Origin of the sequence: Yersinia sp. 2466 StPb PI (assembly GCF_041538325.1) — a bacterium.
GTDB lineage: Bacteria > Pseudomonadota > Gammaproteobacteria > Enterobacterales > Enterobacteriaceae > Yersinia > Yersinia enterocolitica_E.
In genome coordinates this window covers 2,100,180-2,121,643 of the sequence record NZ_JAULSL010000001.1, presented here as the reverse complement: position 1 = coordinate 2,121,643, position 21,464 = coordinate 2,100,180, and the positions used below count along the sequence as shown (strand labels likewise).

The following is a 21,464-nucleotide window of genomic DNA, read 5'->3' as shown; positions in this document are numbered from 1 at the left end:
TCATTAAATATGTGGCGGTTGGAACCATTCATGTTCTATTTTGATAATTCCTTCGCCTTCGTAATCATTATAGATTGTGAATTTTTCAGCATCAGTAATATAATCAAACCCAATTAAACTTCTGTCCCCCATGAGACCGACGTCAAAACTAAAAGTACCGGGAAGAAGAGGAATATTTGGAATGTTGTATACAACTGTATGAACACCTTTCTTATTTGAAATAATAATTCCGTCTAAGCCAGTATTAATTCCATATAAATATTTTCTTTCTGAAGAATATAATGCAGCACCAACCATTAAACCATCAACTTCATTGTCATTGACTTCATACTCGATTGTCAGAGACAAATTTGAGCCTGTTTTAAGGTAATTCGAACTTATTTTTGTTGATAAGATTTTAGCTGGTGCCCCGGCACATCGATTATCCTGGCCGCTACTATCTGAATGTTGTATTTGATACATAAAATCATTGTATTGGTCACATACATCATTTGCTGTGCCGGATGCACGAATTGTTCCTCCATCAATCCAAATCGCTTTATTACAAAAGCGTTTAACTTGCTCTGGAGAATGCGACACAAATAAAATAGTCGTACCATCCTCCTTCAACTTATTCATATGCTTTAAGCATTTAAGCTGAAATCTAATATCTCCAACAGCTAGTGCCTCATCAATTATTAAAATGTCTGGCTGTATATTTGCTGCAACAGCAAATGCCAGTCGGACATACATACCGGATGAATAGGTTTTAACTGGTTGACTAATGAAATCACCAATTTCAGCAAAACTAACTATTTCATCGTACCTATAATCTATTTCTTCTTTCGATAAGCCGAGAATACTGGCATTCATATAGATATTTTCGTGACCAGTGAACTCAGGGTTGAACCCTGCTCCTAACTCCAACAACGCAGCAATCCTCCCATTAACCTTGATAGTACCTTCGGTTGGAGACAATGTTCCAGTCAGCATCTGTAGTAATGTTGATTTACCGGCACCATTTTTGCCAACAATTCCTACAGAGTCACCTTTTTCGATACAAAAATTTAGATCTTTGAGTGCCCAATGCTCCTTATAGTAATTTTTTTCACGAGCCCCAATGAGTTTTCTGATTTTATTTATAAATGGGCCAATCAACCTGTACTTTGGATTATCGTAAATAAAATAGCATTTGCTGACTTTATTTACATGGATCGTAGTATTAGATGACATCAGAGAATCCCTTCCGTAACTTCTCAAAACAAATGTATCCTAAATGTAGACACATTAGGGATGCAATGTAGGATATTGCTAAAGGTACTATCTGCGGCGCTTTCCCCCAAACAATAACGTCACGAGTGACCTCGATAAAATAGGCTAAAGGATTAAGCATTAATAGAGGCTGCAATGACATTGGCAATGCTGAACGGGGAAAAAATAAAGGCGAAGTAAACATCAGAATTGTTGTCAGTACACCAGTAATTTGTGCCAGATCCCGTAAATAAACACCTACAGAGGATAATATCAACATCATTCCGACCAGAGCGATTAAGTACGGCAACCAAACAACCGGTAATAAGAGCAAGGTAAAATGTATTTCCCCCATAAGTATAATACTAGCCAAGAGTAATATCACTAGGCTTATAGCAGCATGAAACAAACTACTAAGGAGTATTGTTATCGGAAGAATTGATAAAGGGAAAACAATTTTGTTGACATAATTCGCATTACTTGTTATTAGGGTAACTGAGCGATTAAAACACTCTGAAAATATGTTAAAAACCACCATTCCGGAAAATAATATCACTGCAAATGAGGCTTTATTCTCTTCGCCACCTACACCCCATTTAGCCTTGAACACAACCGAAAAAACAAAAGTATATACAGCCAACATCAATAATGGAGTGAAAAATGACCACCCCATACCTATTATAGAACCTTTATAGCGACTTAATATATCTCGCTTTGTCATTTGATAAATCAATGTCTTGTTATTGACTATTTCTACAAGATAGCTTTTCATTTAATTCGCTTTGTTTAGTTACAGTAAACTACAGTCTTTGAATAATTGCCCAGACTGATCTTTTTCCGATAGCAGGACTAAGTTTTGATGTATTGGCCACTCAATGTTTAGCTCTTTATCATTCCACAAGATAGATTGTTCATATTGTGGGTTATAATAATCAGTACATTTATAAACAAATTCAGCTTCTTCACTTGTTACGTAAAATCCGTGGGCAAAACCCTCAGGAATCCAAAGTTGTCGTTTATTTTCAGCAGAAAGAAAAACACCAATCCATTCGCCACAAGTTGGAGAATCCTTTCTTATATCTACTGCTACATCAAAGACTTCGCCGTTAATAACACGAACAAGTTTTCCTTGTGTGTTTTTAGTTTGATAATGCAACCCACGCAAGATCCCTTTTTTAGATTTTGAATGATTGTCCTGCACAAAGTAACACTTTTTTTTAGCGACTAACTCTTCAAATTTTGCTTGTTGCCAAGTTTCCATAAAAAAACCACGTTCATCACCAAACACCATAGGTTCAATTATTTTTACATCAGCTATTTTCGTATCAATTATTTTCATAAAACTACCTATACTCCTTAATATTATTCAAGGCATTCTGCCAATCACTACAATCAATATTGAATTTTTGCTTAATTTTATGACAATTCAGCCTAGAATTAGTTGGCCTTTTTGCACGAGTAGGATACGCACTAGTCAGAATGCTATTAACTTTTGGGATACAAGCTAACCGTTGATGCTCGTATGCTTTAGCAAAAATAATTCGTGCGAAATCATCCCAACTTATATGAGGGGCACCTGAAAAATGGTAAACTCCCCATTCTGCTACATTCCCAGACTCGATATGAACAATCATTTTAATAATTGCATCTGCAATATCACCAGAATAAGTTGGCCCACCAAATTGGTCGGATACAATATTTAGCTCATCTCGCGTTTGTGCTAGACGCAGCATTGTTTTGACGAAGTTATTACCATGTTCGCCAAATACCCAGGAGGTACGCAATATTAAATACTTATCTGTATTACTAGTGACAGCTATTTCTCCTGCTAATTTACTCTCGCCATAAACACTCTGAGGATTTGTTGGCATATCTTCTGTATACTCATTTTCATATTGACCATCAAAAACATAGTCAGTAGAAATATGGATCAATACAGCAGCATTTTCATTTGCAGCTAATGCTAAATTCTCTGGCCCTTTAGCATTTATTTCATATGCTAGCTCAATTTCATCTTCAGCTTTATCAACGGCAGTATGTGCTGCTGCATTAATAATATAATCAGGCTTAAACTCAGCCACCACTCCTCTAACTGAGTCATTGTCAGTTATATCAAGCTTATTACGATCAACAGCTAGTATAGTTGCTTTATTCTCAAGTTGGTTCGTGAGACAACGCCCAACCTGGCCATTGCATCCTACTATAAGTATGCGCATCATTTTCCTTTCAAATTACCCTCTACTAGAGCCATTAAATAACAGCCATAATCATTTTTTAACATAGGTTTGGCTAGCATAATAAGATCATCAGAAGTAAGCCATTCATTACGCCATGCGATCTCTTCAAGACAGGCTACTTTAAGTCCTTGAACACTTTCTATTGTCTGAACAAATGAAGATGCCTGATGCAAGCTGGCATGGGTTCCGGTATCTAACCACGCAAACCCACGCCCAAGTAGTTCAACGTTTAGCAAACCTTTATCAAGATACATCTGATTAATTGATGTAATTTCTAGCTCACCACGATGTGAGGGCTTAACCTGCTTTGCGAATTCTACAACATGTTTGTCATAGAAATATAACCCTGTAACTGCATAATTAGATTTAGGTTCTAATGGTTTTTCTTCGATGGAAAGGGCTAGATAGTCTTTATCAAACTCAACAACACCAAATCGCTCAGGATCTTTCACTTGATAACCAAATATCGTGGCTCCACTCTGCCTCGCAGAAACTTTTTTAAGAGTATTGCTGAACGACTGGCCATAGAAGATATTATCACCCAAGACTAACCAGCAAGTATCATCTCCGATAAATTTCTCACCAATTATGAATGCTTGCGCTAGTCCTTCAGGGTTCAACTGAATCGCATATTCAATATTGATTCCTAAATGGTTACCATCGCCAAACATTCGTTTAAACGCTGCATTATCATCCGGCGTCGTAATAATCAGTATATCTCTAATACCGGCAAGCATTAATGTTGATAATGGGTAGTAAATCATTGGCTTGTCATAAACAGGTAAAAGTTGCTTAGAAACACCCAAAGTAATTGGATACAGTCGTGTTCCGGTACCACCCGCGAGTATAATGCCTTTCATTATTTTTCCTTCGTTGAGGGGTACATCTCCTACATATGGACCCTTCATTGCGTACTGCTACCATTTTATTATTTAAGTACTAGTGAGCAGTCTTCGTAAGACCTTATTCAAAGGCCGCTTGCAGAGGCTATATTTTAATTTTGATATATCAACTATGTAATACAGCTCGTACACAGAACGATAATCATCTGGAGCAGATGCTCTATATACTTGCTATTTTTTTACTAATTGTTGCATCAAGGGTACTCTAGATATCATTCGCAACCTCGATATTTTGACACTTATTGAGTCCAGCGATATTATAAGCTTCGCAGTTTTTGCCTTTCGCTACTACTTTATAAAGTGCGCACATACTACCCTCAACATACAGCCAATTACTAGTCTGCTCACAATTGCGGTAAGCTGATAGCGGTTTAACCAACAGTACATCAAATATAATCAGTGGGATCAATTGTTCAGACGAATGATACGGACCATCGTTATTGGGATAATTAGTCACAATAGTAGGCAAAGCGTAGGTGTGGCACCCGACACAAGCCATGTGGTCACAGGATGCTTTCAAAGAAGAATACTGGCAGCTAGGTACATAAGTGGTTAGTTCAGTATGTAACGATAACGCAGCTCTGATACACACTGAGTTAAGGTGTGGTAAGTCACCGTAAGATTCATCAGTTGAAATATGATGGAAACAAAATGTCATCTGTACGTTTCTTCCAGTTCAGAACAGTAGTTACGGACTGCGTCAAGTAGAATATATATACAAATGATTTCGGCATCAATAGAGGCTGTGGGCCTGATAATAAAGCTTTCAACATGAATCTCCGCAGCCAAGTGCGTAATAACATCAGATTGATGTTCTAGAAGAATACACATCATTGCCAGTGCGCCACAGATATCTACATGTGCGATGGCATAACGAACGCTGTTTTCAATTTCCATCAGTAACTCAGATTTTTTTGCAGCGGTTAATTTATCGACATCAACTACAGCGCCGCATGTGTTATTAATGATATGGCTAATCAAGACTGGTTCAATAAACCAGCTTCACCGGTGACCACTATTTTCACGTTAAATGTCCACTTCTTACTTTGCAATATTTGGACTAAACTTATGCGTGAAGGCGAGATCTGCAGGGTCGTCGTCACGGGTTAGGTCAGTTAACAGACACGCTACCGCCTCTGGCTCTACAGTTACCAGTTTACTGTGTAACAATCGGTGGTTTAGGAACGTTATAATGTTTCTTTTTTGCGCACACGAACTAAAAGCTAAACGAATATATTTATCTTAAATGGAACTGGAAACAAGGGAACAAATCTTAAAGATTGGTATTAAATCAGACTGGTTGTCACATTTCATTTATTTATTTTACTATAAAAATGAGAGTCTGCCCCAAAAATAAGAGATGAGTAAACCCCAAGTCATGCTTATTATCAACCACTACGTTAAGACGACACCAAGCACATGTTCTGCAACCCATTATTAAATAAGAGATTTATTATAAAATCCACCTGCTATTTAGGCTACGCTACCTGTAATCGCATAGTAAGTATGGCCACATGGCTAGAGCTGATATTGTAATCTCATAGCCAAAGCTAATGATATAATGATCAGAAATAACTGACGTGATTTTGGCCTAAAGTATAGCGGTGACCTGCTCCCCGTTGATTAGTACACCCCGATGTTAGTAATGTCTTTATGAGCCACATGAGGACATCCCCATGAAGAAGCGTTTTTCCGACCAACAGACCATCAGTATTCTCCGTGAGGCTGAAGCCGAGGTTTCTGCCCGTGAACTCTGCCGCAAGCATGCCATTTCCGACGCCACGTTTTACACCTGGCGTAAGAAGTATGGAGGTACCCGAGGTTAAGCACCTGAAGTCGCTTGAGGAAGAGAATGCCCGACTCAAGAAGCTGCTTGCGGAAGCCATGCTGGATAAGGAAGCGCTTCAGGTGGCCCTTCGACAGACCAGAAGCGGGAAGCCGTGGTGTTGATGTGTGATGCGACCGGTCTGTCGCAACGTCGTGCCTGCAGGTTAACAGGTTTATCCCTGTCGACCGGCAGCTACGGGGCACAGCGTTCGGCCGCGGGTGCGCATTTATCAGGACGCATTACAGAGCTGGCACTGAAGCGCAGGCGTTTTGGCTACCGCCGCATATAGCAGCTGCTGCGCCGCGAAGGGCTTCATGTTAATCACAAGCGCGTGTACCGCCTTTATCATCTCAGTGGCCTGGCCGTAAAACGCAGAAGACGTCGTAAAGGGCTGGCAACAGAACGTCTGCCGCTGCTCCGCCCGGCGGCCCCCAATCTGACCTGGTCGATGGATTTCGTCATGGGCGCGCTAGCCACCAGTCGCAGGATCAAGCGCCTGACTTGCGTGGACGACTTTACGAAGGAGTGCCTGACTGTAACCGTTGCCTTTGGGATTTCAAGCGTACAGGTCACTCGTATTCTGGACAGCATTGCACTGTTTCGCGGCTATCCGGCTACGATAAGAACTGACCAGGGGCCGGAGTTTACCTGCAGAGCACTTGACCAGTGGGCTTATGAGCATGGTGTAGAGTTGCGGCTTATCCAGCCAGGCGAGCCGACACAGAATGGATTTATTGTTAGTTTTAACGGACGCTTTCGCGATGAATGCCTGCATGAACATTGGTTCCACGATGTCAGTCATGCCAGGAAAGCCATCAATGAATGGCGTCAGGATTATAACGAGCGCCGCCCGCACTCCGCGCTGAATTATCAGACGCCGTCTGAATTTGCGGCGGCTTGGAGAAAGGGTAATTCTGAGAGTGAAGGATCCGACATTACTAACTGAGCATTATATCTAATCCTAGGGGCAGGTCACGCCTGAAATGGAACTCGAACCGTAAACCATAAGCCCGAGAGCCTAGACCACATTAGTCGTGTTATATCAATAGGTTATAAACCTCTTCAATACTGACTTAAGAAGAATATCGCTTATAAATAGAACGATTGCGGGCTTTGCACTCTTTAAGTGACAAATAAAATCCTATTATCTGACAGGTATCGAAATGTCACGTCATGGGGTGCCAGAGTTAAGAGGTTTAACCCTCCTCTCTTCTGTAATGCTAAAAATCCCAAACTGCTTAGATTGATTTTTGTGTCTATAATTCACCATAGTGGTAAAAAACCAATATAAATTATTGGTCAAAATATCATTAGTATTGAATACACATCCAGTGATATCAGTAGTTAAAAAGGGAACTAGTCCTTTCATTTTATTTTTCACAATAACCTGATTGCAGCTTTATGATAACAACGTGGAGAAAACGCTTAAGTATAAATTGGTTACAACATAACATTAAACGTTAAAAATCGTATATTATGACCTTCGTAGTAATTAAGCCTCTAATCCCTTTTGCTCTCAAGTCTACTTGACATGTACATAGAGCAAACGGAGCGACTGTTCTCGAAACAGTCAAGATTTGCAGTTAAGCATAGATCTGACTCATCACATCAGGATCTTAGCTGTGTCAAAAACATATATTTCCTTATACAGGAGCTCCTTAGCAACGTACAAAAAAGAACATTTTTGAATTGTAAGTTTAAGTAAATTAAGTATAATTACTGATTGTGAGATATTGAAGTAATACATTTTTGTTAATTTCAGTACAAGGATCCAAGATGCTTTTTAGCTCATATCAATTTATCTTGTTTTTTTTACCTATTACTTTTTGTACGTATTTCTGGCTAAATCATCTAAAATTAGTAGCCCTTGCAAAAGTATGGTTAATACTGGCGAGTCTTTTTTTCTATAGTTGGTGGGATGTACATTTCCTTCCGCTCATACTGAGTTCAATAATCGTAAATTTTTTAATTGGCTCATTGTTAAGAAACGAAATTGCAATATCACGAAAGATAAGTTCGATATGTAACATTAAAAGAATAATTTTCATTTGTGGTATTGTATTTAACTTATCATTACTCGGATATTTTAAGTATACAGATTTCTTTCTTTCTAACTTAAATTCGTTAGGTGGCCATTTCAACTTACCAAACATCGCATTACCACTTGCCATTAGCTTTTTCACTTTCCAACAAATAGCTTATATTGTCGATAGTTATAAAGAAAGAACACGTAACTATAGTTTATTGAACTACTTTCTATTTGTAACTTTCTTCCCACAACTTTTTTCGGGACCAATAACTTACCATAAAGAAATCATCCCACAATTTACATCAAAGTGGAATTTATTAAAAAACTATCGAAATATTTCGATTGGTATTTTTATTTTCTCTATTGGGATTTTCAAAAAAATAATAATTGCAGATATATTCGCGATATGGGCTAATCATGGGTTTGATAATTCATCACATTTAACAATGTTAGATGCATGGTTAACCAGCCTTAGCTATACATTCCAGTTATACTTTGATTTCAGTGGTTATACTGATATGGCAATCGGCATAGCACTGCTATTTAATATTAAATTACCTATAAATTTTAATTCTCCATATAAAGCACTAAGCATCCAAGATTTTTGGCGCCGTTGGCATATTACACTAAGCCGTTTTCTTAGAAACTATATTTATATCCCACTAGGTGGGAGTAGAAACGGGAATACTACAACATATGCAAACCTCTTGATAACCTTTCTGTTGGGAGGTTTGTGGCACGGTGCAAATTGGATGTTCATCATTTGGGGTCTTTTACACGGTCTGGCGCTTATCATTCATCGACTCTGGAGTAAATTAAATTTTTCGATGCCAAACGCTATCGCCTGGTTAATAACCTTTAATTTTATTAATATCACATGGGTTTTCTTTAGATCCAAAGATCTTGAGTCCGCAATGAAAGTATTAAGTGGGATGTTTGGTCTCAAAGGAATCTACAATAAGTTACCAGCAGACATCGAAACATGGCGACTGTCTTGGTCCGGTTTCTTTCTGGAAAAATTCCTACCAGAAATACCTATTGGAATATCTGGGAACATCTTAACCTTAATCTTCGTTACTATAGCATTTGTCATTATCTCACAAAGAAACACAACTGAATTATCCGGCAGTGTTTCAGGGAAAACACGAACAGCAGCGTCAATTATTTTGTTCTCAATTGCCATGCTATCAGCTCTTTCCGGAGCAAATAGTGTTTCCTTATATTCAAAATTCTGAGCATAGATATGAAAAAAAATGTGATTACTTTTCTTATTATTTCAGCATCAGTGCTCATGGCACTTCCTATATACAATCTATTCCAGTGGAACAAGGGATTGGGCGAGTATCTGCAAACAAAGCAATACTATAAATTAGACTCAATTGTTGCACCTATTAGCAACATCCTATCTAATTATGGTATCAGTCTCTTCCCTGACCAAGTAATAGTCGGTCATGATGGTTGGCTATTTTTAGGTGATCAAGAGGCTAAAACAGTATCAACAAGACGGCAAGGTGCAACTGAAAACGATATAGAGAATGCACAAAAAATCGCGTTATCCGTGAAAGAATGGAACGATTTTTTTCTTGAGAATGGCGTAAAGAAATTCAAGATATTAATTGGACCGGATAAAGAGAACATATATCCAGAAAACTTACCACAATGGGCCCATCCAGCTAGTTTCAGACAGATTAGTGCTGTGGTTGAAGCAGATAAAAATGGAATTTTTGTCGATCCGACTGACTTTTTAATCGCACAAAAAAACAATTTCAAAGAACCTCTTTATTATAAAACTGATACACACTGGAATGCTCTCGGTGGTTGGTTAGCATTTAACTACTTCATGGATAGCGTATTTAATGATAAGAGTTTTTCCTCGGAAAATACTGGGCATTATGTAGGTTGGCACAATAAAAGTGGAGGCGACCTATCACGATTTCTGCGAACAGAGAATTTGAGCACAGATCATTATCAGGATGTTGATGCCATCTCAAAAGAAAATGTAACTATAAAAAAATATGATCTCGCTAGTGGATCTTTAATTAGCAGTAGCACTAATGTGCTTATCGATGCTCCAGACAGACCTACTCGTATTTCGTCCAGTAATGCTAGCCATAATGCTAAAGTACTTTGGCTAAGAGATTCATTTGGTACAGCAATGTCACCTTTTATGGCTGCTCACTTCGCTGAAACAGTTCAGCTTCATTACTTCGGGTCTGATCCTGAGTGGTTGTATAATGTTATTAAAAAATACAAACCAGACTATGTTTTTGTCACAACAGTTGAGAGAAGTATAATTAATAATTTCTTTCTGTCTCCACCACCTTTATACGCATACAAAGCGAAAAATGAAGGTAATGGAACCAATGGCAGTAAATACTTGACACATGATGTGACCGAAAGTAAGGATGGTTATAAGATTACTGGAAATGATCCATTTGTCGCATTCATTTTTAATCCGCCATTAAACGCACAAAAAAACAGTAATCTTTATTTAAATGTTAATTGCAATAATAGTGAATCTACTGATTTGTTTGTTCAAATATTCTGGAGTTCAGTATATAGTAGTGGTTTTAGTGAGGAAAACAGTATTAGTATTTCTCTTCCTCAGAATGGAGCTATCTTTAACATGTCTAAATTGGCAAATTGGACTAAAAGTGGTGATATCGAGAAAGTCAGATTCGACATACAGCCAAAATCTATTGAAAGTTGCAAAAAATTCAACATCGAAAAAATTCAATTGCTTCAGAGTTCGAATTAATCATCTCTTAATCACTTTGTGATAACAATATAAAAATGGGGACTAGAAGTTCCCGTTTTTTCATTTCAGAATTGATCTGAGTATATGTTCGCGATAATTACGTCGCTGACCTCTACTACCAGGTAACGCGAGGTGGTGTTAGTCTCTGATATCGACAATACAGAGTTCATTCAAGCATTCATCACGAAAATATCCGTAAAAACTCTCAATAACCCTATTATGGGTCGGCTTCCCAGGCTAAATAAGTCCTAATTCCACTCAGTGTCCATATGCCCACTGATCAAACACTCGGCAGGTAAACTCCGGCTCCTGATCTGTTCTTATCGTAGCCTCTGATAGCCACGAAATAGCGTAATGCTATCCAAAATGCGTGTGGCCTTAACGTCAGAAATACCAAAGGCAACGATCACCGTCAGGCACTCCTTCGTGGAATCGTCTACACAAGTCAGATATTTGATCCTGCGCCCGTTGGCCAGCACATCCATGACAAAATCCATAGAATCAGGTCAGGTTCAGTGCCGCCGGACGCAGCAGCGGATGGCGCTCGGTTAGCCGGTCACCCTCTGACCAGCCAGAACCACAGCTTTCACAGTGGATCATGGCTAATTTTGTATGGTGCTTGTCTCCCTCTGATGGCCAGTGAACATGCTTGAAGAAATCAGGAAATTGGCGGTGACTACAGTGTGGACATGCCATCGATGCCCGACGCTGATCCGATTCTTCATAGCTGGCCGCTATTCGGCTTTCATCTTCAACGGTCGGAGAGCAGGCCCGGACAGATAGCCAATTTAGTCCAAAGGTCGCGGTGCGCTCTTCTGCCAGCGTGATAGGGTCACCCTCACGTGTAATTGGATACTTATCTACCTCATCGGCCAGCAATACCCGAATCGGGCGACGGGCAAGGTTATCCGGGCTACCTGCCCCCGCCAGTGCCAGAAACCCACCGGTAAAGGACTTGTACAATAATGTCTCTTTTGAATTTTTCTGCTTGTTACCGCCAATAAGCTGGCGAAGTACCGGTGTCACTCTCACCAGTGGGGTAATACGCTCTTTCGAGAACTGCTCGGCGGCATCTTCTTTTGGTTGTAATAACAACATTGGGAAAGGGTCGAGATGAGCAAAGTAACCAAATAGATTTTCAAGCAACGCTGTTTTCATCAACTGGGTACAACACATCACGGTAATGATATGCACCCCGGATTCTGTCCGCCGCAAGCATGGGGCCACGGGCAATTTCTACAGTTGAAGTTTCCCAATTTCCTGATGTACTACCCGCCTCTTTTGCCAGTTTTCGGTATTCGTCAGCCCAGTCCGGGACACTAATTCGTGGTGGTGGTGTCCATCCCTTACGAACGCTGCGAAGCAACCGATCATGTTTGCTCTGCGTTAAACTCAGGTTCACCGAGGCCAGAGATGTGTTTATGGACATATGCTAATAACACCTCTGTTATTCTATCGGCGGGAACATCCAAGTCAGCCGCCATCAAAGGAGCCCCCCTTGACGGCCAGTTCATCCAGGCATCACGTTGTTCACGAAAAGCGCTAAACAAAATAGCTTCCGCGGCAGTCAACTCTACTAGCTGCCCATCTTCTTTCTCAAACTCCAACTTGGTTAATAATGCCAGGTAATTTTCTTTCACCCTTGAGGCCTCTTCCCTCGACCACTCAGCTCCGTTTGCCAGCATGATTTCTTTAACAGTCGCATCGGTACTGTCATCAATATCAGCGGCTTTAACTTTTGCTGGCTTCTTTCTGCTGGCGTTTTTAGTCCGTGGATCTTTACTGTCGCGCAAAGTGGCAACAGCCTTATCACTTTCCTCTACGTTGACCAGGTCACCATCAAGAACAATATATTTTCCCGCCTTTATCCAGCGGCTCACCGTCTTCCGATCCACACCTGCATGCTTGGCATAATCAATCTGCGTCATTGTGCTCATGATGAAAATTGCCTCTGTGGGACATGGGACACAAAATGAAAAATTTATAGCTGGTAAAACTGCACGGCGCGCAATGCCCGTACATTACAAAGGTTTCTGGAAGGACCCATTTTTTTCTAGATGAGAATGATTGTCATACAGGCTCATAATGATTCCAGTTTTGAGCTGAAAGGATAGTCAGTTGCTACCTCATCTATTTAGCCGTCTTCAACGCCTGCTCGATTGCCAGGCTTAACGCACCAGGCATTAAAGCCTGTGCCATTGCATTCGCCCGGTCAAAGTATCCAAGCGTTGGTTTAACTGCCAATGCGTCACTAAACTGAATCAGCAGCTTAGGTGCTCTTTGTTTCTCTCTGGCTCGATGCACGCCGTTAGGAGAGCGCTTCTGACGCTTCTTAACCTTTTTGCTCTTCTTGGCTTTCTTTCGCTGGAAGAAACCACTAACGCCATTCACCTCACCTACAAACACATTTTCTTTAGCTTTAAGCTGCTGCGTTTTGTTACGGGCTAAGTTGCCGAACTTATTAAGCTTTATATTTTTAGGGTTGAGCAGCGCCTGACCATTGAGTTTGTGCTGACCGCCGAACTCGAACGGTTCGAGATAACTGGCAGCAATATCACGCACAAATACTTTGGCCTGTAATCGATCCTTGCGGGCACCAAACGAGCCGACAGAACTAACGGTGAAAGGGGTCGGATTATCCAGATTGCGCTGCATACCCACCTTCTGAGCTGCTGCAATCTGGCGAGCAACACTTGTTAGCGCCTGAGCCGCAGCAAAGGGAATCTGCTTTTTTATCGACTGTAACTGATTGGATAAATCTTTAAGAGTTGCCATGATCTATCCCTAAATAGAAAAGCCTCGGGCTATGCCAAAGCTCTGAAATACTTGCTAAGATATCCCGATGAATTGGTATTACTATTTCTTTTAACGAGTTTTTTATATGCACATTGATACAAAGTATCGACTATTTCTATTCATCTATCTAACAGCAGCCTATGCTGCCGCTATCCCAGCAATGTATCTGGTACTAGATCTGATTATTGGTGGTGCTCTTATTGATATACTGAAAGATGAATACTCATTTTTTGAGTTTATTACAAACCGAAAAATAACTTGTTTCAAGCTTTCTGCTGTCGGGGGCTTGATGGGACTAGCTTACTGGATAGCTTTCTACAGAAAGTACAGATACTTCGATCCACTAGATAAATATTTCAAATGAAAAGCCACCGGCTTATAAAGTCAGTGGCTTATTGTTCGCTAAGTGATTAGCCGTACATGCTGGGCTTATATTGGTTTTGGCTTCTGTCTCATAATTGCTTCTTCAATATCTTCCATTACTGGTTCATTACCAACATAACCAACAAGATACATTTCATCATTATCAGAATAGTAGTCGGTAACCTGAAAGGTGACTTCACGTAAGTGTGGGTCTTTTCGGTGCGGAATTAAATTTAACCTACGTAATCCCTGCTCAATACTGCGCACTTCCCCATTCCACCCCTCACCAAAAAGCATTATGTCTTGCATATAACAACCTCTGGTCAATGAAGTAATAACGAAACCATATTACTACAGGCATTATCGATGGCACTCAATGAATGCCACCTGTAATGCTACTTTACTGAGGTAATGTCCAATTCTGAGCTGGCAGGCCAGCACATGTAGCCATCGTCACCGGCTTATCCAGCCCTGCAGTCGTCAGGCACTTATTTGATGCCATATTACGGACATCCGTACCAATACCTTGAAGGGCTGTCCACTGCTGCTTCTTATCCTGAAAATCACAGACGGCCATGACCGGTGTTGAGCCACCTTCATCTGACAAACACTGACCACTTTTCAACACGATGTAATGGAAGATGTTTTTTTCTGAACTGGCCTTTGCCACGCTATCACAGGCTAACAAGGTGGGCTTACCTTGCGTATTCTCATCCAAACAGTTACGGCCATTTGCAATATTAAGATGGCCGGATATTGTTTCGGTAGTCACAGTCACTACCTTAGCTCCTTGGATATCTTCTTGTGAAGTTGCTGCAATCGAAGAGAACGAAGTTAAAGCAACAATTAATGCAGATAAACGAACTACCATATAATCACTCCTTGTGAATTAATTATCTTTCTAATTATTAACGTATTGTACTTAACAATAAATTAATGAACTGTTTTTTTATACAGTTAAAAGGTGACTCTATCAAGCCTATTTACAAGCTATTAACTCCATTTATATAACTTTAATGTACGATCCTTTTTCATTGCTTCCGTGTGGCGTTCTGCCGCCAGCTAATGATTTCATCGAGCCGACCTTTGCAGATCCGTAGCTCACGCTTGAGGGCCAGTGCATACAGCCCACTATCGCCCCAAGTGGTACCGACGAACTCCGGCACTTCGCATTGAGTTAATGCTGATTCAGGGGGCCACAACTGGATTAATTCGGCTGCTCTAGGTGCTGGTGGACTACTCTTGCAGGATGCTAAATTCAGGCTGAGGGTTACTTCATGAATCCGATTCAATTTATCAGCAAGAACATTACCCAGCAGCTTATGGATGAAGGTTACTCCTTGCCGGTAGCTCAGGGGGGGCAAATGAAGCGGTTGATCTGTATCGCCGCGCTTCCCAGCCAACTACCCGCAGTCGTGGCATTTACGACGATTGCCTAAAAGTGGCTCTCAATTACGCAAAGATGAGCGGTGAAAAGGCCAAGCCAATTAAAACCGCCAAAAAGAAGAAAGCATAAACAAATACCGGCGCATGCGGGCGCTATCAACAGTGGAGTAAATTTCAATGTCATGCATAAAAACATATCCAGACCGACTGCATTTTGATTATTCAAACCCAAAAGAAAGCAGTATCAGCATCAATGATATTGCCCAGGCACTTTCTAATGAATGCCGGTTCGCTGGCCATCTACCTAATTTCTATTCAGTGGCGGAGCACTCATGGCTTGTTAGTCAACTTGTTAGCCCTGAATTCGCATTGGAAGCCTTACTGCACGATGCAGCCGAGGCGTATCCCCTCCCCTTTAAAGCGCCTGTTGCCAGATTACAAAGGTATTGAGCGCGGGATTGATCTAGTTATCCGCAGCAAGTTTGGTTTACCTGCAGATATGTCACCAGAGGTTCACCACTTTGATTTAGTCATGCTGGCCACTGAGCGGCAAGAGCTGGAAATAGATGATGGTGAAGTCTGGCCGATGCTCGAAGGGATTCAACCAGCCAATATTGCCATTTGTCCTATGTCGCCTAGTCATGCTCGCGTTGTTTTCTTGGCGCGCTTCAATGAGCTTACTGCGGCCAGCCAATCATGATGTACGGCCTGTTTTTACTCGTCGGCTACACATTCCAGCCGTGCCAGTACGAGCCGCAAGGCTACGTATACCCGGATGATAAAAACTGTATAGCAGACATTCAGCAGCAAGGTCTACCACCTGAATATTTAATGTCACGTCCACGCAAGAACCCAACAGATAACTGGATGCCACCACGGGTTCGTAAAGGCAAGTCTGCATATGAATTCAGGGCAATAGACGGGAGAACAATTCGACTATGTAGCTTTGAATGCAGCCAGGCTGATGTATGGGTTGCCTTTGAAAAATTAATGATTAGCCAAAAAGAGGATTCGACATTTACTGGTTTGATTAATGAATTTCTATTGTCAGGTGATTTCTGTGAACTGGCCACAGAGACACAAAAAGATTATCGAAAATACTCATCAAAGATAATAGCCGTGTTTGGAAAAATGTCTCCAGATAATATAAAACCAGAGCATATTCGGAAGTATATGGATAAACGCGGAGCAAAAAGCAGGGTTCAGGCAAACAGGGAAAAGTCCTTCATGTCGAGGGTATTTCGCTGGGGATATGAGCGTGGGAAAGTGAAGTTAAATCCTTGCCAAGGGGTTAAGCAATTTAAAGAAAAAGCCAGAACTCGCTATATAACAGATGAAGAATACGCTGCACTTTATGATGTTGCTCCATCAGTCGTAAAAGTAGCTATGGAGTTAGCTTATTTATGCTGTACCAGGCAAGCGGATATTTTAGATATGAAAAAAGGGCAGTTGCTGGAGAATGGTATACTTATACAACAGAGCAAAACTGGCGTTGCCCAAATTAAAGCTTGGACACCTAGGCTGCATGAGTCTATACGGCAGGCGGGTACCCTTCCTCTAAACCACGGTGTTATGAGTATCTATTTGTTACACCAGCAATCGGGATCACCCTTCACCCGCGATAGTTTTAACGCACACTGGATGAAAGCAAAAAAAGCGGCTGCTGTGAAATATCCAGAACTGGAGTTTAATTTCACTTTCCACGATCTGAAAGCAAAAGGTATCTCAGATCTAACTGGTTCGCTATATGACAAGCAGGCAATCTCTGGGCACAAAAACGCATCACAGACCGCAAGATATGATAGAAAAATTAATATTGTTCCAGTTGTGGGCGGGCAAGATGTGGCGAAGTGATATGGCGAAACAATGGTGAAAGGTGATTTTAGGCACAAAAAAACCGCCTCTCGGCGGTTAACGACATACTCATACTACTTTGTTTTACTTAGAATATTTTCCATGGTGCCCGGGGCGGGACTTGAACCCGCACAGCCATAAGCCGAGGGATTTTAAATCCCTTGTGTCTACCGATTTCACCACCCGGGCTCTGGAAAACTGGAGGCGCGTCCCGGAGTCGAACCGAGGTAGACGGATTTGCAATCCGTAGCATGGCCACTCTGCCAACGCGCCTTATTCTTCTTTGCCTTTACAGCTGAGGTTCGCCTTAAGCCAACCTACTAATTTGGAGCGGGAAACGAGACTCGAACTCGCGACCCCGACCTTGGCAAGGTCGTGCTCTACCAACTGAGCTATTCCCGCAACATCAGAACTTACTGATTCTTTTGCTATCTTTCGACATTTCGTTGCTGCCGTCTGATGCGATGCATTCTACTTACCTGACGCAATGAGTCAATAAAATTATCTGACTAATGTGTTCGTTTGCTGCTTTTTGCGGCGCTTCGATCAAGGTTCGAGCAAATCATTCCAGGCGGCGTTTAAATATTGAAACATTGACCAGAATGTCAGTACCGCAGCAATGTAGAGAAGAACAAAGCTGGCGAGCTCAACATTATGGTCTGGGCGCCAAAGTAAGCCAACCAGCGAACCCATTTGAGCCGTGGTTTTCACTTTACCAATCCATGACACCGCAACACTGCTGCGCTTACCGATTTCAGCCATCCACTCACGCAGGGAAGAAATGATGATTTCACGGGCAATCATAGTTGCCGCCGGTAGAGTGATCCACCAGACATGATAATGCTCAGCGACCAACACTAATGCGATGGCAACCATAACTTTATCCGCCACAGGGTCAAGAAAAGCCCCAAAACGGGTAGTTTGTTTCCAGCGGCGCGCTAAAAAGCCATCAAACCAATCGGTTGCTGCTGCAAACACAAATATGATGGCACAAACCATCGGAGCCCAAACGAATGGCAGATAAAACGCCAGAACGAAGAATGGGATGAGTACAACACGAAACAGGGTAAGCCAAGTCGGTATATTCAATTGCATAATGCTACGATAACTATCTGGCTGGGGTGGATATTATGAGTATGGTGCAACATTAGCCTCAGTGTTTCAATGCATTGTAGATTTTTTCTGCCAATGCTTGTGAAATACTCGGCACTTTTGCAATTTCCTCGACGCTAGCATTCAGTAAAGGTTGCAGTCCCCCCATATACTTCAGCAAAATTTGCCGCCGTTTAGGGCCAACTCCCTCTATCGTTTCTAATGCACTGGTATTTTTTACTTTAGCACGACGCTGCCTATGTCCGGTGATAGCATGGTTATGCGAGTCATCTCGGATATGTTGAATCAAATGCAATGCTGGTGAATCTGGTGGCAACGAGAACCCCTCCCCTTGCGCCTCCAGGAACAATGTTTCCAGCCCCGCTTTTCGATCACTTCCCTTAGCAACGCCGACCAATAATGGTTTTTGCTTATCCCACTCAACGGTGAGAGAAGCAAACACGTCAAAAGCCTGAGACAGCTGGCCTTTCCCTCCGTCAATGAAAATAACATCAGGAATTTTTTTGTCATCTAATGCCTTACCATATCGACGTTTAAGCACTTGAGACATCGCCGCATAATCATCACCGGGCGTTATGCCACTAATATTGTAGCGTCTATATTCCGAACGTACAGGACCATTTGCATCAAATACGACACAAGACGCGACAGTCTGCTCTCCCATCGTATGGCTGATATCAAAACATTCCATACGATTGATCTCATCAAGATTAAGAATCTTGGCTAACTCTTTCATTCGCTGATGTATTGTTGATTGCTGCGATAAACGAGTAATCAACGCAGTAGAGGCATTTGTGCGCGCAAGTTTAAGGTAACGCGCTCGATCCCCCCGAGGACGGCTTTGGATCTGAATTTTTCTTCCGGCCAACTCAGAAAGAGAGGAAGCCAGCAGATCCTTTTCCTCTAGGGTAAAGTCCAGCAAGATCTCACCTGGGAGCGTTCGCCCCTGGCTTCCTTGCAAATAAAACTGCCCAACAAAGGTCTGAACGACTTCACTGAGTTCAGTCCCAGCAGGAACTTTCGGGAAGTAACTCCGGCTTCCCAGCACTTTCCCTTGTCGAATAAATAGCACATGAACACAAGCTAATCCGGCATCAAACGCCACACCGATAACATCAAGATCTGCACTGTCGCCCGAAACGAACTGCTGTTCAGTAACTCGCCTTACTGCTTGTATTTGATCTCGAATACGTGCCGCATCTTCGAAATGCAACGATTGACTGGCTTCCTCCATCCGGGAAATCAGTTGTGTCAGTACCTGTTGGTCTTTGCCCGAGAGGAACAAACGCACATAATCAACCTGGCGTTGGTACTCATCATCGCTCACAAGACCTGCAACACAGGGGCCTGAACAACGGCCAATCTGATATTGCAGACAAGGCCGTGAACGATTGCGGTAGACACTGTTTTCACACTGCCTTACTGGAAAAAGTTTTTGCAATAATGCCAAGGTTTCGCGGACAGCATAAGAGTTTGGGAACGGGCCAAAATACTCACCCTTCTCATGCTTAGCACCGCGATGAATAGCTAAGCGCGGGTGAGTATCCGCACTCAAGAAAATAAGAGGATATGACTTATCATCACGCAACAGTACGTTGTAACGAGGCTGATAAAGCTTGATATAGTTATGCTCAAGCAGCAGTGCTTCCGTTTCTGTATGTGTCACGGTCACATCAATTTGAGCAATATTCTTAACCAAGGTCTCTGTTTTTCGACTGGCAACCTGAGCACGGAAATAACTCGTCAGACGTTTCTTGAGGTCTTTTGCTTTGCCGACATAAATAACTGTCCCCGTCTTATCATACATACGGTAAACACCAGGTTGGCTGGTGACAGTTTTCAAAAACTCTTTAGAATCGAAACAATCAGTCACTATTAGACAACGTCTCCGCGTTAAACAGACCGTGGCGAATAGCCAGATGGGTCAATTCAACGTCACCACTTATATTAAGCTTGCTAAACATCCGGTAGCGATAGCTGTTCACCGTTTTCGGACTCAGATGAAGTTGTTCCGAAATGTCGTTCACCTTTTGGCCTTTCGTTATCATGAGCATAATTTGTAACTCACGCTCTGACAAACAACTAAAAGGCGTTTCGGCTGGAGGCTCTAACTGACCCAAAGCCATCTGCTGCGCAATATCAGAAGCAATGTAGCGTTGCCCCGAATGAACCGCACGGATAGCCGTAACAACATCCTGAGGTGCTGCCCCCTTACTTAAATACCCACCGGCACCAGCCTGCATGACTTTTGCGGGCAGCGGATTTTCAGTATGGATGGTTAGCATGATAACTTTAGTATCTGGAGAAAAACGCAAAATCTTACGAGTTGCTTCCAACCCGCCGATACCGGGCATATTCATATCCATCAAAACGATATCAACAACATGGCTACGGCACCATTTTACCGCATCTTCACCACACTGCATCTCGCCCGCTACTTTGATACCCTTGATATCTTCAAGAATGCGTCGAATCCCTGCGCGCACCAGTTCGTGGTCATCAACAAGAAGAACGCTAATCAAAGAAAATTCTCCAAAAATAAGGGAGTAACCTAATCACGCTTTGTTTACGACAATGATATTACTTGTTTTCGACCAAAGAATGAATACAGAATAATTGCAAATTCATATCTATATTGTTTGACAGATATTATTTTTATCATCATTTCGACTATGTACATAAAATCGCTGACATATCAATTAACGACATGATAAAAAAGAAAAGTTTTTTTAAGAGTTTTCTTGGCATTACACTGCTATTCATGCAAACAGTAATTGCTGACATCCCGAAACTTATTTTTACATGAAAAAGCACAACATATTGATACCACACAGGATCGGCTATTTCCGTTCTAATTTTGCGGCATAGGAATTATTCTTAGTTTTGTTTATTTATTGTTTATCTCTTATTCACGCTCAAAATGAGTGATTTTTGACACAAAATTACTCATTCAGAAATGGTATGATTT

Annotated in this window: 19 protein-coding genes, 3 tRNA genes and 4 pseudogenes; 7 read left to right on the top strand and 19 right to left on the bottom strand. The window is 41.6% G+C overall.

Annotated features, from left to right (window positions below):
* Positions 1–3: 3 nt before the first annotated feature.
* The 7 genes from Q2T72_RS09615 to Q2T72_RS09585 all read right to left on the bottom strand — a co-directional run bounded on the left by Q2T72_RS09615 (position 4) and on the right by Q2T72_RS09585 (position 5,350).
* A complete protein-coding gene (locus tag Q2T72_RS09615) occupies positions 4–1,212 on the bottom strand; it encodes an ABC transporter ATP-binding protein (protein ID WP_372569070.1) in 1,209 nt (402 codons plus the stop codon).
* The gene (locus tag Q2T72_RS09610; RefSeq protein WP_372569069.1) at positions 1,202–2,002 is read right to left on the bottom strand and encodes an ABC transporter permease; all 801 of its coding nucleotides are present in this window, start codon (positions 2,000–2,002) and stop codon (positions 1,202–1,204) included. The genes Q2T72_RS09615 and Q2T72_RS09610 overlap by 11 nt, the downstream gene beginning before the upstream one ends.
* An 18-nt stretch (positions 2,003–2,020) precedes the next feature.
* On the bottom strand, positions 2,021–2,569 hold the full coding sequence (gene rfbC / locus Q2T72_RS09605; protein ID WP_372569068.1) for a dTDP-4-dehydrorhamnose 3,5-epimerase: 549 nt from the start codon (positions 2,567–2,569) through the stop codon (positions 2,021–2,023).
* A gap of 4 nt (positions 2,570–2,573) precedes the next feature.
* Positions 2,574–3,449 carry a dTDP-4-dehydrorhamnose reductase gene (gene rfbD, locus Q2T72_RS09600; protein ID WP_372569067.1) on the bottom strand — a complete coding sequence of 292 codons (876 nt, stop codon included), beginning with the start codon at positions 3,447–3,449 and terminating at the stop codon, positions 2,574–2,576.
* Positions 3,446–4,327 (bottom strand): glucose-1-phosphate thymidylyltransferase RfbA, encoded by an 882-nt coding sequence (gene rfbA, locus Q2T72_RS09595; protein ID WP_372569066.1) that lies wholly within the window; start codon positions 4,325–4,327, stop codon positions 3,446–3,448. The genes rfbD and rfbA overlap by 4 nt, the downstream gene beginning before the upstream one ends.
* A 247-nt stretch (positions 4,328–4,574) precedes the next feature.
* Complete coding sequence (locus tag Q2T72_RS09590) at positions 4,575–5,027, bottom strand: GDP-mannose 4,6-dehydratase (protein ID WP_372569064.1); 453 nt, start codon at positions 5,025–5,027, stop codon at positions 4,575–4,577.
* On the bottom strand, positions 5,024–5,350 hold the full coding sequence (locus Q2T72_RS09585; RefSeq protein WP_372569063.1) for a GDP-mannose 4,6-dehydratase: 327 nt from the start codon (positions 5,348–5,350) through the stop codon (positions 5,024–5,026). The genes Q2T72_RS09590 and Q2T72_RS09585 overlap by 4 nt, the downstream gene beginning before the upstream one ends.
* A 695-nt stretch (positions 5,351–6,045) precedes the next feature.
* Here Q2T72_RS09585 and Q2T72_RS09580 point away from each other — a divergent pair.
* The 3 genes and pseudogenes from Q2T72_RS09580 to Q2T72_RS09570 all read left to right on the top strand — a co-directional run bounded on the left by Q2T72_RS09580 (position 6,046) and on the right by Q2T72_RS09570 (position 10,984).
* Positions 6,046–7,143, top strand: a pseudogene (locus tag Q2T72_RS09580) (IS3 family transposase).
* An 830-nt stretch (positions 7,144–7,973) separates the two neighbouring features.
* Positions 7,974–9,461, top strand: coding sequence for an MBOAT family protein (locus Q2T72_RS09575; protein WP_372569062.1), 1,488 nt, complete (start codon positions 7,974–7,976; stop codon positions 9,459–9,461).
* A gap of 8 nt (positions 9,462–9,469) precedes the next feature.
* Positions 9,470–10,984, top strand: a complete 1,515-nt coding sequence (locus Q2T72_RS09570; protein WP_372569061.1) for a DHHW family protein — start codon at positions 9,470–9,472, stop codon at positions 10,982–10,984.
* A 147-nt stretch (positions 10,985–11,131) separates the two neighbouring features.
* Here the strand turns inward: Q2T72_RS09570 and Q2T72_RS09565 are convergent.
* From Q2T72_RS09565 to Q2T72_RS09550, 4 genes and pseudogenes are all read right to left on the bottom strand, one after another.
* Positions 11,132–11,533 (bottom strand): annotated as a pseudogene (locus Q2T72_RS09565) (DDE-type integrase/transposase/recombinase); the annotation flags it as partial.
* 60 nt (positions 11,534–11,593) lie between these two features.
* Positions 11,594–12,142 (bottom strand): annotated as a pseudogene (locus tag Q2T72_RS09560) (phage terminase large subunit family protein); the annotation flags it as partial.
* A gap of 212 nt (positions 12,143–12,354) precedes the next feature.
* Positions 12,355–12,921 (bottom strand): hypothetical protein, encoded by a 567-nt coding sequence (locus tag Q2T72_RS09555; protein ID WP_372569060.1) that lies wholly within the window; start codon positions 12,919–12,921, stop codon positions 12,355–12,357.
* A 193-nt stretch (positions 12,922–13,114) separates the two neighbouring features.
* Entirely contained in the window at positions 13,115–13,759 is a 645-nt protein-coding gene (locus tag Q2T72_RS09550) for a hypothetical protein (RefSeq protein WP_372569059.1), read from the bottom strand.
* A gap of 106 nt (positions 13,760–13,865) precedes the next feature.
* Between Q2T72_RS09550 and Q2T72_RS09545 the strand changes: the two genes are divergently transcribed.
* On the top strand, positions 13,866–14,144 hold the full coding sequence (locus tag Q2T72_RS09545) for a hypothetical protein (protein WP_372569058.1): 279 nt from the start codon (positions 13,866–13,868) through the stop codon (positions 14,142–14,144).
* Positions 14,145–14,209: 65 nt separating this feature from the next.
* Here the strand turns inward: Q2T72_RS09545 and Q2T72_RS09540 are convergent, their stop codons facing one another.
* Complete coding sequence (locus Q2T72_RS09540; RefSeq protein ID WP_372569057.1) at positions 14,210–14,452, bottom strand: hypothetical protein; 243 nt, start codon at positions 14,450–14,452, stop codon at positions 14,210–14,212.
* Positions 14,453–14,543: 91 nt separating this feature from the next.
* Positions 14,544–15,014: a ricin-type beta-trefoil lectin domain protein gene (locus tag Q2T72_RS09535; protein WP_372569056.1), complete on the bottom strand. Its 471-nt coding sequence runs from the start codon at positions 15,012–15,014 to the stop codon at positions 14,544–14,546.
* 406 nt (positions 15,015–15,420) lie between these two features.
* Between Q2T72_RS09535 and Q2T72_RS09530 the strand changes: the two genes are divergently transcribed.
* The 3 genes and pseudogenes from Q2T72_RS09530 (at position 15,421) to Q2T72_RS09520 (ending at position 17,383) form a co-directional block, all read left to right on the top strand.
* Positions 15,421–15,582: a hypothetical protein gene (locus tag Q2T72_RS09530; protein WP_372569055.1), complete on the top strand. Its 162-nt coding sequence runs from the start codon at positions 15,421–15,423 to the stop codon at positions 15,580–15,582.
* A gap of 124 nt (positions 15,583–15,706) precedes the next feature.
* Positions 15,707–16,229, top strand: a pseudogene (locus Q2T72_RS09525) (HD family hydrolase).
* Positions 16,230–16,360: 131 nt separating this feature from the next.
* Positions 16,361–17,383, top strand: a complete 1,023-nt coding sequence (locus Q2T72_RS09520; RefSeq protein WP_372569876.1) for a tyrosine-type recombinase/integrase — start codon at positions 16,361–16,363, stop codon at positions 17,381–17,383.
* Between the two features lie 103 nt (positions 17,384–17,486).
* Here the strand turns inward: Q2T72_RS09520 and Q2T72_RS09515 are convergent.
* From Q2T72_RS09515 to uvrY, 6 genes are all read right to left on the bottom strand, one after another.
* Positions 17,487–17,572: transfer RNA gene (locus Q2T72_RS09515), tRNA-Leu, on the bottom strand.
* 10 nt (positions 17,573–17,582) lie between these two features.
* Positions 17,583–17,656, bottom strand: a tRNA-Cys gene (locus Q2T72_RS09510).
* A gap of 53 nt (positions 17,657–17,709) precedes the next feature.
* Positions 17,710–17,785: transfer RNA gene (locus Q2T72_RS09505), tRNA-Gly, on the bottom strand.
* Between the two features lie 144 nt (positions 17,786–17,929).
* On the bottom strand, positions 17,930–18,478 hold the full coding sequence (gene pgsA / locus Q2T72_RS09500) for a CDP-diacylglycerol--glycerol-3-phosphate 3-phosphatidyltransferase (RefSeq protein WP_083159111.1): 549 nt from the start codon (positions 18,476–18,478) through the stop codon (positions 17,930–17,932).
* A gap of 58 nt (positions 18,479–18,536) precedes the next feature.
* Positions 18,537–20,369 (bottom strand): excinuclease ABC subunit UvrC, encoded by a 1,833-nt coding sequence (uvrC, locus tag Q2T72_RS09495; protein WP_372569054.1) that lies wholly within the window; start codon positions 20,367–20,369, stop codon positions 18,537–18,539.
* Positions 20,362–21,018, bottom strand: coding sequence for a UvrY/SirA/GacA family response regulator transcription factor (uvrY, locus tag Q2T72_RS09490; RefSeq protein ID WP_083159113.1), 657 nt, complete (start codon positions 21,016–21,018; stop codon positions 20,362–20,364). Before uvrY ends, uvrC begins: the two co-directional genes overlap by 8 nt.
* Between the last annotated feature and the right edge of the window lie 446 nt (positions 21,019–21,464).

Excerpts from the sequence above, each read along its gene's own strand:
- Q2T72_RS09550 (WP_372569059.1), bottom strand. The coding sequence starts at position 13,759 with ATGGCAACTCTTAAAGATTTATCCAATCAGTTACAGTCGATAAAAAAG.
- Q2T72_RS09530 (WP_372569055.1), top strand. The coding sequence starts at position 15,421 with ATGAATCCGATTCAATTTATCAGCAAGAACATTACCCAGCAGCTTATG.
- pgsA (WP_083159111.1), bottom strand. The coding sequence starts at position 18,478 with ATGCAATTGAATATACCGACTTGGCTTACCCTGTTTCGTGTTGTACTC.
- Q2T72_RS09610 (WP_372569069.1), bottom strand. The coding sequence starts at position 2,002 with ATGAAAAGCTATCTTGTAGAAATAGTCAATAACAAGACATTGATTTAT.
- Q2T72_RS09520 (WP_372569876.1), top strand. The coding sequence starts at position 16,361 with ATGTCACGTCCACGCAAGAACCCAACAGATAACTGGATGCCACCACGG.
- Q2T72_RS09535 (WP_372569056.1), bottom strand. The coding sequence starts at position 15,014 with ATGGTAGTTCGTTTATCTGCATTAATTGTTGCTTTAACTTCGTTCTCT.
- Q2T72_RS09575 (WP_372569062.1), top strand. The coding sequence starts at position 7,974 with ATGCTTTTTAGCTCATATCAATTTATCTTGTTTTTTTTACCTATTACT.
- Q2T72_RS09545 (WP_372569058.1), top strand. The coding sequence starts at position 13,866 with ATGCACATTGATACAAAGTATCGACTATTTCTATTCATCTATCTAACA.
- Q2T72_RS09570 (WP_372569061.1), top strand. The coding sequence starts at position 9,470 with ATGAAAAAAAATGTGATTACTTTTCTTATTATTTCAGCATCAGTGCTC.
- Q2T72_RS09590 (WP_372569064.1), bottom strand. The coding sequence starts at position 5,027 with ATGACATTTTGTTTCCATCATATTTCAACTGATGAATCTTACGGTGAC.
- Q2T72_RS09615 (WP_372569070.1), bottom strand. The coding sequence starts at position 1,212 with ATGTCATCTAATACTACGATCCATGTAAATAAAGTCAGCAAATGCTAT.
- Q2T72_RS09555 (WP_372569060.1), bottom strand. The coding sequence starts at position 12,921 with ATGAGCACAATGACGCAGATTGATTATGCCAAGCATGCAGGTGTGGAT.
- rfbA (WP_372569066.1), bottom strand. The coding sequence starts at position 4,327 with ATGAAAGGCATTATACTCGCGGGTGGTACCGGAACACGACTGTATCCA.
- rfbD (WP_372569067.1), bottom strand. The coding sequence starts at position 3,449 with ATGATGCGCATACTTATAGTAGGATGCAATGGCCAGGTTGGGCGTTGT.
- Q2T72_RS09540 (WP_372569057.1), bottom strand. The coding sequence starts at position 14,452 with ATGCAAGACATAATGCTTTTTGGTGAGGGGTGGAATGGGGAAGTGCGC.
- rfbC (WP_372569068.1), bottom strand. The coding sequence starts at position 2,569 with ATGAAAATAATTGATACGAAAATAGCTGATGTAAAAATAATTGAACCT.